Source organism: Pseudonocardia thermophila (genome assembly GCF_900142365.1).
GTDB classification, from domain to species: domain Bacteria; phylum Actinomycetota; class Actinomycetes; order Mycobacteriales; family Pseudonocardiaceae; genus Pseudonocardia; species Pseudonocardia thermophila.
Genome location: NZ_FRAP01000003.1, coordinates 145,192 through 159,547, shown reverse-complemented (window position 1 = coordinate 159,547; position 14,356 = coordinate 145,192). Strand labels below are relative to the sequence as shown.

The 14,356-nt window shown below is 72.9% G+C and carries 16 protein-coding genes and 1 tRNA gene; 8 read left to right on the top strand and 9 right to left on the bottom strand.

All coding sequences use genetic code 11. The features are described from left to right. Nucleotides 1–14 precede the first annotated feature (14 nt). Nucleotides 15–668 (top strand): YwaF family protein, encoded by a 654-nt coding sequence (locus BUE41_RS05175; protein ID WP_327194746.1) that lies wholly within the window; start codon nt 15–17, stop codon nt 666–668. A gap of 211 nt (nt 669–879) precedes the next feature. On the opposite strand, the gene BUE41_RS31695 is transcribed toward BUE41_RS05175, so the two are convergent. Beyond that, nucleotides 880–1,119 carry a hypothetical protein gene (locus BUE41_RS31695; RefSeq protein ID WP_234996974.1) on the bottom strand — a complete coding sequence of 80 codons (240 nt, stop codon included), beginning with the start codon at nt 1,117–1,119 and terminating at the stop codon, nt 880–882. Between the two features lie 107 nt (nt 1,120–1,226). On the opposite strand from BUE41_RS31695, the gene BUE41_RS31690 reads away from it, so the two are divergent. Both BUE41_RS31690 and infA read left to right on the top strand, forming a co-directional pair. After that, a complete protein-coding gene (locus BUE41_RS31690) occupies nt 1,227–1,652 on the top strand; it encodes a GNAT family N-acetyltransferase (protein ID WP_234996973.1) in 426 nt (141 codons plus the stop codon). After that, nucleotides 1,649–1,891 (top strand): translation initiation factor IF-1, encoded by a 243-nt coding sequence (gene infA / locus BUE41_RS05165; protein WP_073455699.1) that lies wholly within the window; start codon nt 1,649–1,651, stop codon nt 1,889–1,891. The genes BUE41_RS31690 and infA overlap by 4 nt, the downstream gene beginning before the upstream one ends. Nucleotides 1,892–1,913: 22 nt before the next feature. Here the strand turns inward: infA and BUE41_RS05160 are convergent, their stop codons facing one another. The 3 genes from BUE41_RS05160 to BUE41_RS05150 are packed head-to-tail and all read right to left on the bottom strand — an operon-like array spanning nt 1,914 to nt 4,902. Next, nucleotides 1,914–2,681, bottom strand: a complete 768-nt coding sequence (locus BUE41_RS05160) for an SDR family NAD(P)-dependent oxidoreductase (RefSeq protein ID WP_073455698.1) — start codon at nt 2,679–2,681, stop codon at nt 1,914–1,916. Then, nucleotides 2,678–3,703, bottom strand: a complete 1,026-nt coding sequence (locus BUE41_RS05155) for a phosphotransferase family protein (protein WP_073455697.1) — start codon at nt 3,701–3,703, stop codon at nt 2,678–2,680. The genes BUE41_RS05160 and BUE41_RS05155 overlap by 4 nt, the downstream gene beginning before the upstream one ends. After that, nucleotides 3,700–4,902 carry an acyl-CoA dehydrogenase family protein gene (locus tag BUE41_RS05150; RefSeq protein WP_073455696.1) on the bottom strand — a complete coding sequence of 401 codons (1,203 nt, stop codon included), beginning with the start codon at nt 4,900–4,902 and terminating at the stop codon, nt 3,700–3,702. Before BUE41_RS05150 ends, BUE41_RS05155 begins: the two co-directional genes overlap by 4 nt. Before the next feature lie 129 nt (nt 4,903–5,031). Here BUE41_RS05150 and BUE41_RS05145 point away from each other — a divergent pair, with 129 nt between their 5' ends. Further along, nucleotides 5,032–5,628, top strand: coding sequence for a TetR/AcrR family transcriptional regulator (locus tag BUE41_RS05145; RefSeq protein WP_073455695.1), 597 nt, complete (start codon nt 5,032–5,034; stop codon nt 5,626–5,628). A gap of 13 nt (nt 5,629–5,641) precedes the next feature. Here BUE41_RS05145 and BUE41_RS05140 read toward each other — a convergent pair whose 3' ends face one another. Further along, on the bottom strand, nt 5,642–6,592 hold the full coding sequence (locus tag BUE41_RS05140) for a D-2-hydroxyacid dehydrogenase family protein (protein ID WP_073455694.1): 951 nt from the start codon (nt 6,590–6,592) through the stop codon (nt 5,642–5,644). 282 nt (nt 6,593–6,874) lie between these two features. Between BUE41_RS05140 and BUE41_RS05135 the strand changes: the two genes are divergently transcribed. Then, nucleotides 6,875–7,180 carry an SH3 domain-containing protein gene (locus BUE41_RS05135; protein ID WP_143171977.1) on the top strand — a complete coding sequence of 102 codons (306 nt, stop codon included), beginning with the start codon at nt 6,875–6,877 and terminating at the stop codon, nt 7,178–7,180. 144 nt (nt 7,181–7,324) lie between these two features. Here BUE41_RS05135 and BUE41_RS05130 read toward each other — a convergent pair. The 3 genes from BUE41_RS05130 to BUE41_RS05120 all read right to left on the bottom strand — a co-directional run bounded on the left by BUE41_RS05130 (nt 7,325) and on the right by BUE41_RS05120 (nt 9,485). Beyond that, a tRNA-Ile gene (locus BUE41_RS05130) sits at nt 7,325–7,398 on the bottom strand. Nucleotides 7,399–7,457: 59 nt separating this feature from the next. Next, nucleotides 7,458–8,435, bottom strand: a complete 978-nt coding sequence (locus BUE41_RS05125; RefSeq protein ID WP_073455692.1) for an LLM class F420-dependent oxidoreductase — start codon at nt 8,433–8,435, stop codon at nt 7,458–7,460. 42 nt (nt 8,436–8,477) lie between these two features. Next, the gene (locus BUE41_RS05120) at nt 8,478–9,485 is read right to left on the bottom strand and encodes a 1-aminocyclopropane-1-carboxylate deaminase (protein ID WP_073455691.1); all 1,008 of its coding nucleotides are present in this window, start codon (nt 9,483–9,485) and stop codon (nt 8,478–8,480) included. A 55-nt stretch (nt 9,486–9,540) separates the two neighbouring features. Here BUE41_RS05120 and BUE41_RS05115 point away from each other — a divergent pair, with 55 nt between their 5' ends. Both BUE41_RS05115 and BUE41_RS05110 read left to right on the top strand, forming a co-directional pair. Next, nucleotides 9,541–10,194: a GntR family transcriptional regulator gene (locus BUE41_RS05115; RefSeq protein WP_073455690.1), complete on the top strand. Its 654-nt coding sequence runs from the start codon at nt 9,541–9,543 to the stop codon at nt 10,192–10,194. 155 nt (nt 10,195–10,349) lie between these two features. Further along, nucleotides 10,350–12,179 carry an ABC transporter ATP-binding protein gene (locus tag BUE41_RS05110; protein WP_234996972.1) on the top strand — a complete coding sequence of 610 codons (1,830 nt, stop codon included), beginning with the start codon at nt 10,350–10,352 and terminating at the stop codon, nt 12,177–12,179. A gap of 68 nt (nt 12,180–12,247) precedes the next feature. Here the strand turns inward: BUE41_RS05110 and BUE41_RS31175 are convergent, their stop codons facing one another. Next, complete coding sequence (locus tag BUE41_RS31175) at nt 12,248–13,249, bottom strand: DoxX family protein (RefSeq protein WP_073455689.1); 1,002 nt, start codon at nt 13,247–13,249, stop codon at nt 12,248–12,250. A 140-nt stretch (nt 13,250–13,389) separates the two neighbouring features. Here BUE41_RS31175 and BUE41_RS05100 point away from each other — a divergent pair, with 140 nt between their 5' ends. Then, the gene (locus BUE41_RS05100; RefSeq protein ID WP_084754447.1) at nt 13,390–14,349 is read left to right on the top strand and encodes an ROK family protein; all 960 of its coding nucleotides are present in this window, start codon (nt 13,390–13,392) and stop codon (nt 14,347–14,349) included. The last annotated feature ends 7 nt before the right edge of the window (nt 14,350–14,356 follow it).

Below are 14,356 nucleotides of genomic sequence, written 5' to 3'. Positions count from 1 at the left end.
CCGGGAGGGCGGCGATGCCCGACACGTTCACCCCCTACGGGGCGACCCACTGGACCGTCCTGGCCGTGATCGTCATCGGCGCGGTGCTGCTCGTGCTCCTGGGCAGACGGATCCGGGACACCCATGCCGGTGCCGTGTTCTCCCGCGGGTTCGCCGTCGTGCTCATCGGATGGGCGCTCGCGATGCAGGTGCACCGGATGCTGCCCGGGAACTGGGACGTCGCGTCGTCGCTGCCCCTGCACTTCTCCGACCTGACCTGGATGACCGCCGCGTACACGCTGTGGACGCAGCGGCGGTGGTCGTTCGCGCTCACCTACTACTGGGGTCTCACCCTGAACCCGCAGGCCATGCTCACCCCGGCGCTGGACGCCCCCGACTTCCCGGACCTCGCGTTCATCGACTTCTGGGTGCTGCACACGCTGGCGGTGTGGGCGGCGGTGTTCCTCACCTGGGGCCTGGGGATGCGGCCGGACTGGCGCAGCGTCGCGACCGCCGTCACCGCCACCGTGGCATGGGGGCTGGGGCTGCTCGGGTTCAACGCGCTGGCCGGCACGAACTACGGGTTCGTCACCGCCGAGCCGGAGAACCCGTCCCTGCTCGACCTGCTGGGCGACTGGCCCTGGTACCTGGCCGCCGGCTCGCCCTCGTCACCATCGGGTGGGCCCTGATCACGTGGCCGTGGACGAGGCGCGGAAAAGCGGTGGGCACCGTGTCCCCGCATCGCTACCGTGGCGGCGACCGCGATTCGACCGCAGGGAGGTGAACCCGTGACCGCAGCACGCAGCAGGGTGCTCCCTCTGCCCCGGTCGGGCGGCTGAGGAGACGTCGCCGGGAGCGCCCGCCACGAGAGGCGCTCCCGAGAGGCGACACCCCATGGACTCACCCACGAACTCCCTGCCCGCAGACGCCCGGCGCGCGGTGATCACCCGCGTCGGCGACGACACCTGGCGAGCACTGGCCGGCGACCGCGAGATCGGCCGCGGCGAGGCGACCCGGCGCGGCGGCCGGACCTTCCTGGCCGTCGACGCCTGGCACGTCGCGGTGTTCGACGGGCTCGCGGCCGCGATGCTCGCGGCGCTGCCGCGTCCCCTGCACACCCTCGCCGACGGCGGCGACCACGACACGATCGCCGCGTGGCGGCGCGCCGGCCTGACCGTCGCGCGGCGCGAATGGCTCTACGCGCTACCCGTCGGAGCCCGACCCGATGCGCCCCGCCGGACGGCGTCGTGGTGCTGCCCGTCGGCGCCGCCGACCCGGCCCGCCTCCAGGCGGCCTGCGACGAGATCCGGGCCGAGATCGATGCCGAGACCGGCTGGGCCGCGATGCCGGTGGACATGCCGCCCGCCCCACCCGGTGCGCCGGCGGACCCGGGCCGGTACGCGGTTGCGGCCGGTCCTGATCGCTACGAGGCGATCGCCCGCGTCACCGTGCGCCGCAGGCACGCCCGGATCGGCCTCGTCGCGGTGCGCGCCGACCGGCGCCGCCGCGGCATCGGCCGGGCGCTGCTCCTCGCCGTCCTCGCCGACCTGCGCCGTGCCGGGATCGAGGCCGCGTCCGCCGACGTCGACGAGGCGAATCCCGCCGCGACGGCGCTCGCCGAGAGCGTCGGCGGCCGACGGGTGAGCAGCCTCGTCGAGCTGGTGGCGCGATGAGCCGGCAGACGGGCGGCATCGAGGTCCACGGCACCGTCGTGGAGGCCCTGCCCGACGCGATGTTCCTGGTCGAGCTGGACAACGGGCACCGGGTGCTCGCGCACCTCGCCGGGAAGCTGCGCACGCACTACATCAGGATCGTCCTGCTGGACCGGGTGCTCGTGCAGATCAGCCCGTACGACCTGTCCCGGGGGCGGATCCTGTTCCGCTACCCGGGTGGGGCCGTGACCGGGAGGTGATCTGCGCCGGGCCACCGGCTCGTCAGTGGCCGGACATCCCACCGTCCACGGCGAGCGTGCTGCCGGTGATGTAGCTCGACGCCGGTGAGGCCAGGAAGACCACGGCGGCGTCGAGCTCGTGCTGCTCACCGAAGCGGGCCAGCGGGCTGCGGGTGGCGATGAACGCGTCGAGCGGTCCCCGCGGCACGTCCGCGGTGATCTCGCTGTGGAAGTAGCCGGGGGCGATCGCGTTGACCCGGATGCCCCGCCGGCCGGCCCACTGCTGGGACAGGTCGCGGGTGAGCCCGATCAGCCCGGCCTTCGACGACGCGTACGCCGCCTGCGGTGCGTACGAGGCGATCAGCCCGAGCGTGCTGGCGATGTTGACGATGCTCGATCCGGGCTGCATCACCCGCGCGCACGCCTGCGCCATCCAGTAGGCGCCTTCGAGGTTCACCTCCAGCACCTGCCGGAACTGGTCGGGCGTCTCGCGCAGCGCCGGCACCGCGGTGCCCAGCCCGGCGTTGTTGATCAGCACGTCGACGTGGCCGTACTCGGCCATCGCGGCCTCGACGAGCGCGGTGCAGCTGTCCGGGTCGGACACGTCGAGCTGCTGGGCGAGCGCCTTCCGCCCGACGGCGCGCACCTTCTCCGCGGTCTCCTCGAGCCGGTCGACGCGGCGGGCACCGAGGACGAGATCGGCGCCGGCGTGCGCCAGCGCGACCGCGAACCCGGCGCCCAGGCCCGAGCTCGCCCCGGTGACGATCGCGACCTTGCCGTCGAGCCGGAACAGATCCAGTACGGGATTCACCAGCCACCTCCGAGCACCTTGCGACCGGCGGCCGCCAGCGGCGGCGGGGCCTCGCCGACGGTGGCGAACCCTTCCCCGCGGGTGTCGCCGTCGACGTAGCGGCGATGGATGCCCTCGGCGATCACGGCGAGCTTGAAGTAGGCCAGGCCGAGGTGGAAGCTCATCTCCCCCACGTCCCGGCCCGACGCGGCGCGGTAGCGCTCGACGATCTCCCGCCGGTCCGGCATCCGCGGGCTGGTCGAGGCCGCCGATCCGCCGAGCACCGAGGAGAACGCCGGGTCGCTGTAGACCACGTGCATGGCCAGGTCGGCGAGCGGGTCGCCGAGTGTGGCCATCTCCCAGTCGACGACCGCGCGCACCACCGCGGGATCGTCCGGGTCGACGATCGTGTTGTCGATGCGGAAGTCGCCGTGCACGATCGCCGCGCCGCTCTCGGCGGGGCAGCGCTCCTGCAGCTCGGTGTGCAGCGCCTCGAGGTCCGGCAGGTGACGTGTGCGCACCCGCTCCCACTGGCCGTACCAGCGGCGGATCTGCCGGGCGAGGTAACCCGCCGGCTTGCCGAACTCGGCGAGCCCCACCTCGGCGGGATCGATCGCGTGCAGCGCCGCGAGCGTGTCGACGAGCGCCATCGCGCAGGCACGCACCTGCTCGTCGGTGTACGGCGCGAGGTCGTCCTCGGTGCGCAGGACGGCGCCCGGCACGAACTCGACGATCGCGCACTGCACGCCCGTCACCGACGGATCGAGCAGCCCGACCGGCCTGGCCACCGGAACCGGCGTGCCGTGCAGGGCGGCCACGACGCGGTACTCGCGGGCCATGTCGTGCGCGGACGGGGTGAGCATGCCCAGCGGCGGGCGGCGCAGCACCCAGCTGGATCGGCCGTCGGTGAGCCGGTAGGTCAGGTTCGACTTGCCGCCCGACACCAGCTCGGCGTCCAGCTGCCCGGCGAAGCCCTCGACGTGCTCGGCGAACCACCGCTCCAGCGCGTCGAGGTCGAGGCCCTCGATCCGCTGCGCGCTCACGCCTTCTCCCCGGTGGTCGCCGCGACGTGGCGGCCGACGACGCGGCGGGCGATCGACCAGCGGTGCGTCTCCGACGGCCCGTCGTAGATGCGGAACGGGCGCACCTCGCGCAGGAACCGACCCAGCAGCACGTCGCCGGACACGCCGAGCGACCCGCACAGCTGCAGTGCCCGGTCGACCACCCGGAACACCGCCTCCGAGGTGAACGTCTTGGCCACCGACACCGACGTGCCCGCGGTCTGGCCCTGGTCGAGCTCCCAGCAGGCCTGCATGATCAGCGCGCGGGAGGCCCGGATGTCGATCTCGTTGTCGGCGATCATCTGCTGCGCCATGCCCAGGTCGGCCAGGCGCGAACCGAAGACGTGCCGCTTCGCCGCCCAGCCGACGGCGATGTCCTGCGCTCGCCGCGCGATGCCCAGCCAGCGCATGCAGTGCGTCATGCGGGCCGGACCGAGCCGCACCTGCGCGTAGCGGTAGCCCTGGTCGACTTCGCCGAGCACCGCCTCGTCGCCGACGACGCAGTTGTCGAAGGTGACCTCGAGGTGGCCTGCGTACAGCGACTCGTCGAGGGTCGGGATGTGCCGGCCGATGTGCATGCCCGGGTTGTCGGCGTCGACCAGGAACATCGTGGCGCCGCCGCGGTCGCCCGGCTCGCCTGCGGTGCGGGCCATGACGATCGCGAACGCCGCCCCGTCGGCACCGGTGATGAACCACTTCTTGCCGTCGATGCGCCAGCCGCCCGGCACCCGCGTGGCCCGGGTCCGCAGCGCGTCGGGATCGGAGCCTGCGCCCGGCGCGGGCTCGGTCATCGCGAAGCACGACCGGATCTCGCCGGCCGCCAGCGGTGCGAGGTAGCGCCGCTTCTGCTCCTCGGTCGCGATCACCTCGAGCATGTGCATGTTGCCTTCATCGGGCGCAGCGATGTTGAGCGCGAGCGGGCCGAGCAGCGAGTAGCCCGCCTCCTCGAACACGACCGCCCGGCCGCGCATGTCGAGCCCGTGCCCGCCGTACTCCGGCGAGACGTGCGGTGCGAACACCCCGGCCTCCCGCGCGGCGGACTGCAGCTGGACCCGCACCTCCTCGGAGGGCACGACGCCGCCGTGCTCCTCCTCGATCGGGATCACCACCTCGCGCACGAACTGCGCCGTCCGCTCCGCAAGCTTCGCGACCTCGGGCTCCGCTGCCAGGTCGACCGCCACCTCGCACCTCCAGGCTAATAGTCAGTAGCCTCATCATGCATGGAGCGGCCTGGGACGACGCAAGGACAGCCGAAGAGCATCACATCCGTCGCGCTAATCTCAGTTAGCGGTTGACGGCATCGGAGGACCATGGCAGCGACGACGGGCGAGCGCGCCCTCGCCATCCGTTCCGCCGCGCTCGACCTGTTCGTGCAGCGCGGGTACGAGGCGACGACGATGGCCGACATCGGCGCGGCCGTCGGCATCCGCGGCCCCAGCCTGTACAAGCACGTGGCGTCGAAGCAGGAGCTGCTCGCCGGGATCATCGACGAGACGATGCGCGAGCTGCTGGCCGCCAACGCGGCCGCGCTCGCCGGCGCCACCGACCCCACCGAGCGGCTGCGCCGCGCCGTCGACGCCCACGTCCGCTACCACGCCCGGCACCGCCGCGAGGCGTTCATCGGCACCCGCGAGCTGCGCAGCCTCGTCGAGCCGCACCGCTCCGCCGCCCTCGCCCAGCGCGCCGAGTACGCGGGCCGCTTCGTCGACCTCATCGCCGAGGGCGTCGGGGCGGGCGCCTTCCACACCCACTCCCCCACGCTCGCCGCCTACGCGATCCTCGACCTCGGCATGGGCGTGGCGGTGTGGTTCCGGGAGAACGGGCAGTTCAGCGAGAACGAGGTGGCGTGGCACCACACCGAGATCGCGCTGCGGATCGTGGGGGCGAAGACGGCGCCCGGTCAGTGATCCGGGAACCGGCTCATCTGCCGGCCAGCACCCTGATCGGCGAACCGGCTCGGAAGGCCTTCACGTCCTCGACGATGTGGTCGTAGAAGACCCGCATCGTCTCCTCGGTGACGTAGCCGAGGTGCGGGGTGAGCACGGTGTTCGGCAGGGAGCGGAGCGGGTCGTCCGCGGGGAGCGGCTCGCGGTCGTAGACGTCGAGGGCGGCGCCGGCGATCCGCCCTCCCCGGAGGGCGTCGATCAGCGCGGCCGTGTCGACCAGCGGTCCGCGGGAGGTGTTCACCAGGACCGCGTCGGGCCGCATGCGGTCGAGGTCGGCGCGTCCGATCAGCCCGCGGGTGCGCCGGCTGAGGACCATGTGGATCGTCACCACGTGGGACGTCGCGAACAGCTCCGCCTTCGAGGCGAGCCGGACGGCGTGCTCGGCGCAGCGCCCTGCGGTCAGGTTGGGGCTCCAGGCCTGCACCTCCATCCCGAAGGCCGCGCCGATCCGCGCCACGGCAGCGCCGAGCCGGCCCAGCCCGACGACGCCGAGCGTCTTGCCCGCCACCCCGCGGCCCACCGTGTGCTGCCAGCCACCGGCGCGCATCGCCGCGTCCTCGGCCGGGATGTTGCGCAGCAGCGCGAGGATCAGCCCCCAGGTCAGCTCGGCGGTCGGCGAGGCGACCCCGCCAGTGCCGCACACGGTGACACCGAGCTCCGCGGCCGCCCCCGTGTCGATGGCCGCGTTGACCATCCCGGTGGTGACCAGCAGCCGCAGGTTCGGCAGCTGCTCGAGCACCTCGCGGGGGAACGCGGTGCGCTCCCGCATCGCGACGACGACGTCCGCGTCGATCAGGGCGTCGATCAGCTCGCGGCCCTCGACGTGGGTGCGGAGCGGAGTCACGGTGACGTCGTCCCCGAGCTCCGACCAGCGCCCCGTCCGCAGGGCGATCCCCTGGTAGTCGTCGAGCACCACGATGCGCATCCGAGCCCTCCGATCGCCGAAGACCGCGTCCGGATCGGAGTTCCCGCGCCCGCACCAGTGCGAGGGCGGTCCTCACCGCGATCTCGCGCTCGCATTCTGGCGGATCCGGCGCCGCGCCCGTACCCGTGGGTCCACCGACCGGCGGACCCTTGGCCACCCGGTCTCTCGGCTGATCGACCGATCCCTCTTCCGAGCGTGTCCGGCCACATTCGTCGTGGGCGGACAAACGCCCCGCAACTGCCGCCGGAACGGCGGCCCCATCACCGGAAAAGGGAGTTCGACATGCGTAGGTTCCTCATCGTGGCCGGAATCATCGGTACGGCCGCGGTCGGCCTGGCCGGCACCGCCGCCGCGAGCGACACGAACGCCGTGATCACCCGGCCCACCTCGGCGTACAGCAGCCCGTCGATGGTGACGGCGCCCGTCATGAGCCTGGAGCCGGGCACGCACGCCCTGGCCCAGTGCTTCACCGAGGGCCAGCAGGTGCGAGGCAATTCCACGTGGTTCCGCATCGCGAAGAGCGGCGACAGCGGATTCGTCCCCCGGGACACGGTCTCCGGTGAGCTGACCGGTCTCCGGCACTGCTGAACCTGCGGCAGCCCACAACGAGAGGAGGAGATCGGGGACGCGCCGGCCGGCGCCCTGGCGCAGTGTCCGGTCGCCGCCCCCGGCCACCGCCCGGACACGGGCACCTTCTCACCGCTCAGGCGGTGGGCGAGCGCGGCTCAGGGGTGGGGCGGGTGGGGATCGAACCCACGACCTGACGGATTATGAGTCCGCTGCTCTGACCGCTGAGCTACCGCCCCGGACCCGGACGGACCCTACCTGAGGGCTGAGGGCCCACCGCGGGCCGGGATGGTGTCCGTCACTTGACGAGCGGGGCGAGCGCCTTCGCCGCGAGGGCGACGTTGCCGGGCTCGAAGCCGGTCGCCGGGAGGTTGATGATGATCCCGTCGATGCCGGTGTCGAGGATCTTCTCCTTGATGCTGGCGGCCACCTCGTCGGGGGTGCCGACGAACTGGCGAGCGACGGCGGCCCGGACCTGCGGCAGGTCCGCATCGGGATCGATGCCGACGCGGCGGAGGAACTCCTTCTGCTTCTCCCGGGCGCGGGCGCTGTCCTCGTCGACGACCACGGTGGCGAGGAAGCTGGTCTCCAGCGTGCTGCGGTCGCGGCCGGCCTCGGCGCAGCGCTGCTCGAGGGCCTCGAGCTTGCGCGGCAGGTCGTCGGGCGCGCAGATGATGTTGAGGTGCTGCGCGTAGCGGGCGGCGAGGGCGAAGGCCTTCTTCTCGCCCGCGCCGCCCAACAGGATCGGCAGGTCGTCGCGCAGCCGAGGTTCGTTCATGGCGTTCTCGGTGCGGTACCACCGCCCTTCGACGGTCGGGCGCTGGCCGCGCAGCATCGGCTCGATGATCGACAGCGCCTCCTCGAGCCGGGCGAACCGGTCGGTGAAGGTGCCGAACTCGAACCCGAGCTGGCGGTGCTCCAGCTCGTACCAGCCGGCCCCGATGCCGAGCACGGCCCGCCCGCCGCTGACGACGTCGAGCGTGGTCACGGTCTTCGCCAGCATCGCGGGGTTCCGATAGGTGTTGCCGGTGACCAGTGCCGACAACTGCACCCGCGACGTGGCCGTGGCCAGCGCGGACAGCGTCGAGTAGCACTCGAGCATCGGCTGGTCGGGCGTGCCGAGCAGGGGCAGCTGGTAGAAGTGGTCCATCACGAACACCGCGTCGAACCCGGCGTCCTCGGCCTCCCGGGCCTGGGCGATGACGGTCGGGAACAGCTCGGCGACCGGTGTTCCGTAGGAGAAGTCGGGGATCTGGTAACCGAGTCGGATGCTCACGCTCGGCGACGCTAGGTCTTCGAGCGCGCTCGAACGCAAGGCTCAGCTGAAGATCCCCGAGTAGGCGTTCAGCGCGGGCTGCCCACCGAGGTGCGCGTACAGGACGGTGGAGTCGGCGCCGATGTCACCGCGCTCGACCAGGCCGATCAACCCGGCCATCGACTTGCCCTCGTACACCGGGTCGATGATCATGCCCTCCAGCCGGGCGGAGAGCCGGATCGCCGCGATCGTGGACTCGACGGGGATGCCGTAGCGCTCCCCCGCCCAGCCCTCCAGCACGGTGATCTCGTCGTCGCGCAGGTCCCGCTCCAGACCGATGAGCTTCGCGGTGTGCCGGGCGATGCGCGCGACCTGCTCACGGGTCTGCTCGATGGTGGCCGACGCGTCGATGCCGATCACCCGCCGCGGCCGGTCCTGCCCGGCGAACCCGGCGATCATCCCGGCGTGCGTCGAGCCGGTCACCGTGCAGACGACGATCGTGTCGAAGAAGATCCCCAGCTCGCGCTCCTGCTGCTCCACCTCGTCCGCCCAGTTGGCGAAGCCCAGCCCGCCGAGGGGGTGCTCCGATGCCCCCGCCGGGATCCCGTACGGGACGCCGCCGGCCGCGCGGACCTCCTCCATCGCCCGCTCCCACGAGCTCTTGATCCCGATGCCGAAGCCGGACGGATCGAGCCGCACGTCGGCGTCCATGATCCGGGAGAGCAGGATGTTGCCGACCTTGTCGTTGACGGCGTCGGGCCAGTCGACCCAGCGCTCCTGCACGAGGACGGCCTTCAGCCCCAGCTTGGCGGCGACCGCGGCGACCTGACGGGTGTGGTTGGACTGGTAACCGCCGATGGACACCAACGTGTCCGCGCCCGAGGCCAGCACGTCGGGGATGATGTACTCCAGCTTGCGGGTCTTGTTGCCGCCGAAGGCGAGCCCGGAGTTGCAGTCCTCCCGCTTCGCCCAGATCGTCGGGCCGCCCAGGTGCTGTGACAGCCGCTCCAGCGGGTGGATCGGGCTCGGCCCGAACATCAACGGGTAGCGCGGGAAGTCGTCGAGGGACACGGGGGTGCTCCAATCGGAGACGGGGCAGTGGAGGACGTGGTGGAGGATGTGGGGTATGCCGGTTCCCGCCGCAGCGGCGTCCGCGCAGCGCCAGCTCCTGCGCGACAGCGTGTTCCACCGGATCCGCGACGCGATCATCGACGGCACGCTGGAGCCCGGTGAGCGGCTGCTCGACGCCGAGCTCGGCGCGTGGCTCGGGGTGAGCCGCACCCCCATCCGCGAGGCACTGGCCAGGTTGGAGGCCGCCGGCCTGGTCGAGACCAAGCCCGGCCGCTACACGATCGTCAGCCCGATCGACCCGCGCACCGTCCGCGACGCCCAGGCGGTGACGGCGGCGATGCACGAGTTGGCAGTGCGGGTGGCCGTCCCGGCGCTGACCGACGCCGACCTGGCCGCGATGCGCGAGGCCAACGAGAGGTTCGCCGCCGCGCTCGCCGCCGGTGACGTGGTCGCCGCCATCGCCGCCGACGACGCCTTCCACGGGGTCCCCGTGGAACGCGCCGGCAACGCCGCGGTGCGGGCCGTGCTCGACCAGTACACGCCCGTGCTGCGGCGGGTCGAACGGATCCGGTTCGCCTCCCTCGTCGGTCGGGAATCGGTCGCGCAGCACGCCAGGATCGTCGAGTTCGCCGCAGCGGGTGACGCCGAAGGAGCCGCGCTGGAGGCGCGCCGGAACTGGACGACCCTCTCGGTGCACGCGGAGGGCTGACCACCGCACCAGGGCCGGGGGTCACCCGTACCGCAGTGCGATATGCAAAATATCGCAGTCCGGTGAGTCGCGGTCAAGGGCGGAAACTCGATGGACCCCGGTGGGCGCGGCGGCCGAGGATGAACGGCCCTCCCGACGACCCCAAGGGGTGACCCATGTCCATCACGGCTGCCCCGACCGGCGCCACGATGGCAGAACCCGACCCGACGATCCGCCCGGCCGACCGCCGGCGCGCCGCGCTCCGCCTCGCCCTGCGCTCCTACCTCGGCGAGCTGGCCCGCCACCGATGGCTCACCGTCGGTGCGCTCCTGCTACCCGCACTGGCCAACATCGGCATCTTCTACCTGCCGCCGCTCGTCGTCGCCGGCCTGGTCACCGACCTGTCCGTCGGTCGGACCGACTCCACGCTCCCCGCCGTCGCGCTGTTCGCCGGCGCGATGCTCTGCGGTGAGGCGCTCTACCGGCTCGGCATGCACTGCCTCATCCGGGTGGACGCGTACGGCATCGAGTCGCTCTACGTCCGCGGCATGGACGCGCTGCTGGCCAAGGACGCGGCGTTCTTCCACGAGAACTTCGCCGGATCGCTGACCAAGCGCGTGCTGAGCTACGCCGCGCAGTTCGAGGGCTTCGTCGACACGCTCGTCTTCAACGTCACCTCGAAGCTGGTGCCGCTGGCGTTCGCCGCCGTCGTGCTCTGGCAGTACGACCCGCTGCTCGTCGGGGTGCTGGCCGGAACGCTGGTCATCGCCGCCGTCCTGCTGGTGCCGCTGATCCGGCGCCGCCAGGTGCTCGTCGACGCCCGCGAGGCGTCGCTGGCCCGGGTGTCCGGGCACGTGTCGGACACGCTGTCCAACATGGACGCGGTCCGCGCGCACGCCGCCGAGCTGCGCGAGGCCGCGGAGCACCGCCGCCGGGTGGCCGCCAACCGTGCGCTGGCGATGCGCTCGTGGGACTACTCGAACCTGTGCATCGACGTGGTGGTCGCACCGCTGTCAGTGCTGGTCAACGGGCTCGGCCTGATGCTCGCGATCGGCGTGGCCACCCGCCCCGGCGGGCCGGGCGTCGCGGCGGTCGTCGTGGTCGTCGCCTACTTCCTGCAGGCCGCCGGCATCCTCTTCGAGTTCAACCAGACCTACCGCAACCTGGAGCGCAGCACGACGGAGGCGGCGCAGTTCGCCGAACTGCTGCTCGACGAGCCGGAGATCGTCGACGCGCCCGACCCCGAACCGCTGCGCCCGACGGATGCCGCCGTCGGCTTCGACCGGGTCCGCTTCACCCACTCCGGCCAGGACCGCCCGCTCTTCGACGGGCTCGACCTGGTGATCGGCGACGGCGAGCGGGTCGGCCTGGTCGGCCGCTCCGGCGGCGGCAAGACGACGATGCTGCGGCTGCTGCTGCGGCTGACGGACGTGCAGGGTGGGCGGATCCTCGTCGGCGGCCAGGACGTGCGCCGGCTGACCCAGGCCGACCTGCGCAGCCGCATCGCCTACGTGCCCCAGGACCCGGTGATGTTCCACCGCACGCTCGGCGAGAACATCGCGTTCGGCCGCCCGGACGCCACCGCGGAGGAGATCCGCGCCGCCGCGGCCGCTGCGCACGTCCTCGACTTCGCCGAGGCGCTGCCGGACGGCTTCGACACCCTGGTCGGCGAGCGCGGGGTGAAGCTGTCCGGCGGGCAGCGGCAGCGGGTGGCGATCGCCCGCGCGATCCTGCGCAACGCCGCCATCCTGCTGCTCGACGAGGCGACCAGCGCGCTCGACTCGGAGAGCGAGGCGCTCATCCAGGAAGCGCTGCACCGGCTGATGCGCGACCGCACGACGATCGCGATCGCGCACCGGCTGTCCACCGTCGCCGGCATGGACCGGCTGGTCGTGGTCGAGCAGGGCCGCATCGTCGAGCAGGGCACGCACGCGGAGCTGCTCGCGGCGGGCGGGCAGTACGCGGCGTTGTGGGAGCGTCAGTCCGGCGGGTTCCTGACCGGCTGAGGACGTTGCTCGGCCGCCCGGGATCCGCGGATCACCGGGCGGCCGGTGTCGCCGGGTGGTCCTGTGCGTCAGCTGCGCGCGGCGGCGAGCCGCTTGCGGGCGTCCTGGGCAGCACCCTCGGCCTGCTGGGCGATCTCGTGCCCCACGGCGCTCGCGCGCACGGCGAGGTCGTGGCCGAGCCTGGCGGCTTGAGTGCCGACCTGGTCGAGCACGTGCGGAGCCTGCTTCTCGAGCTGGCGGCGCTTCTTCTGCGCGGCCTTCTCCCACGCCGCACGCCTCGTCGCCGCCGCCTTCGCCCACTCGGCGGCGCGCCGCTCGGCCTGCTTCTCCAGGCGGGCGCGCTTCTTCTCGGCCTTCTTCCGCAGTGCGGCGGCCCGCTTCTCGGCGCGCTTGCGGGCCTTCCCGGCCCGCGCGACCCACTCGTCGGAGACATCGCCGCCGACCCGGACGAGCTCCGCGCCGGCCTTCGTCGCCCGGTCGGAGAGCGCGGCAGCCGCCCCGGAGCCGAGCCCGGTCAGTCCGGCGGCGATCCCGGCGGCGCGTTCCTTGGCTCGTTCGGGGGCGGCCCGATCTGGGGCCTGCGCGCCGGTCAAGCGCTGAGCGACCACGTCGCCCGCCTCGCTCAGCGTGGTGACGGCGGATTCGGCGGCTCGGCGGCCGCGCCAGCCCAGCGACGGCTTGCCCGCGGTGTCCGCCGCGGCGATGAGCAGCCCGCCGAGCAGGCTCACGTTCTTGAAGAACTGGACCTGCTGGGCCGCACGGGCCTGCGGGTCGGTCTCCTCCCAGAACCGGTGCGCGGCCAGCGTCGTCGGCACGATCGACGCGGCGAGCGCGGTGGCCGCCAGGCGCGGCGCCTTGCCGAGTGCCAGCATCGTCCCGGCCACGACCTTCACCGCGGCATCGGCCTTGACCAGCGTCTCGTCGCTCGGCCGCTGGTCGACCGGCGCGGCCTGGACCGCGCGGTCGACGGCGGGCGAGACCGCTTCGAGCAGTGGCCGCGCAGCCTCGACGTGACCGGCCGGGTTGCGCAGGGCGTTGATCCCGCCGGAGATGAAGATCGCCGCGAGCATGGGTCGGGCAACTCGACGCAAGAGCATGGCCACTCGGTTCCCGCCTCCGCCGGGCACCAAACCCCCGATCGGAGCCCGCGACGATCGGCTCGGCGGACGGCCCGGCTTGATCGATCCAAACGGGGTGGCATCATGCGAACGTGGCAGGCGCAGCGGCAGGTCCCAGGACGGCGATCGGGCTCGACGTCGGCGGTACGAAGATCGCCGGCGCCGTGGTCGACGAGAACGGCACCGTCCTCGCGGAGCGGACGGAGCCGACCCCGGCCGAGTCCGACGCCGTGGCGGTCACCGCGGTGCTGGAGCGCCTGATCGAGCAGCTGCGCGCGGAGCACCCCGAGGTCAGCGCGATCGGTGTCGGCGCCGCCGGCATCGTGCAGTGGCCCGCCGGGGTGCTGCTGTGGGCGCCCAACAACGCCTACCGGGACTGGCCGGTGCGTGAGCAGCTGGAGAAGCTCACCGGCCTGCCTGTGCGGGTCGACAACGACGCCAACGTCGCCGCGCTCGCCGAGGCCCGCCTGGGCGAGCCGTACCGGAACATGGTGCTGATCACCGTGGGCACCGGCATCGGCGGCGGTCTGGTGTTCGACGACCGCATCTACCGCGGCCCCACCGGCATGGGTGCCGAGCTGGGCCACATCGTGCTCAACCCGGACGGGCCGCGGTGCGGCTGCGGCAACCACGGCTGCTTCGAGGCGTACGCGTCGGGCACGGCGCTGGGCCGGATGGCCCGCGAGGCCGCCGAGGACGACCCGGACGGGCTCATCGCGCGGCTGGGCCGGCAGACCGGGAAGGTCACCGGGCGCACCGTCGTGGAGGCGGTGGAGCAGGGCGACGAGACCGCGCGCTCCCTGTTCTTCCGCCTGGGCCGCTGGCTCGGCGTCGGCATCGCCTCGCTGGCGAACATCTTCGAGGTGGAGGCGGTGGTCGTCGGCGGCGGGCTGGTCGAGACGGGCGAGCTGCTGCTCGGCCCGGCGCGGATCGCCGCCCGCGAGTACGCCTACGCCCCCACTGCGCGCGGCGTCGCGCCGATCGTGCCGGCGAACTTCGGCGCCGCGGCCGGCAAGATCGGGGCCGCGCTGCTCGCGCTCGACGGCGACTGACCACCCC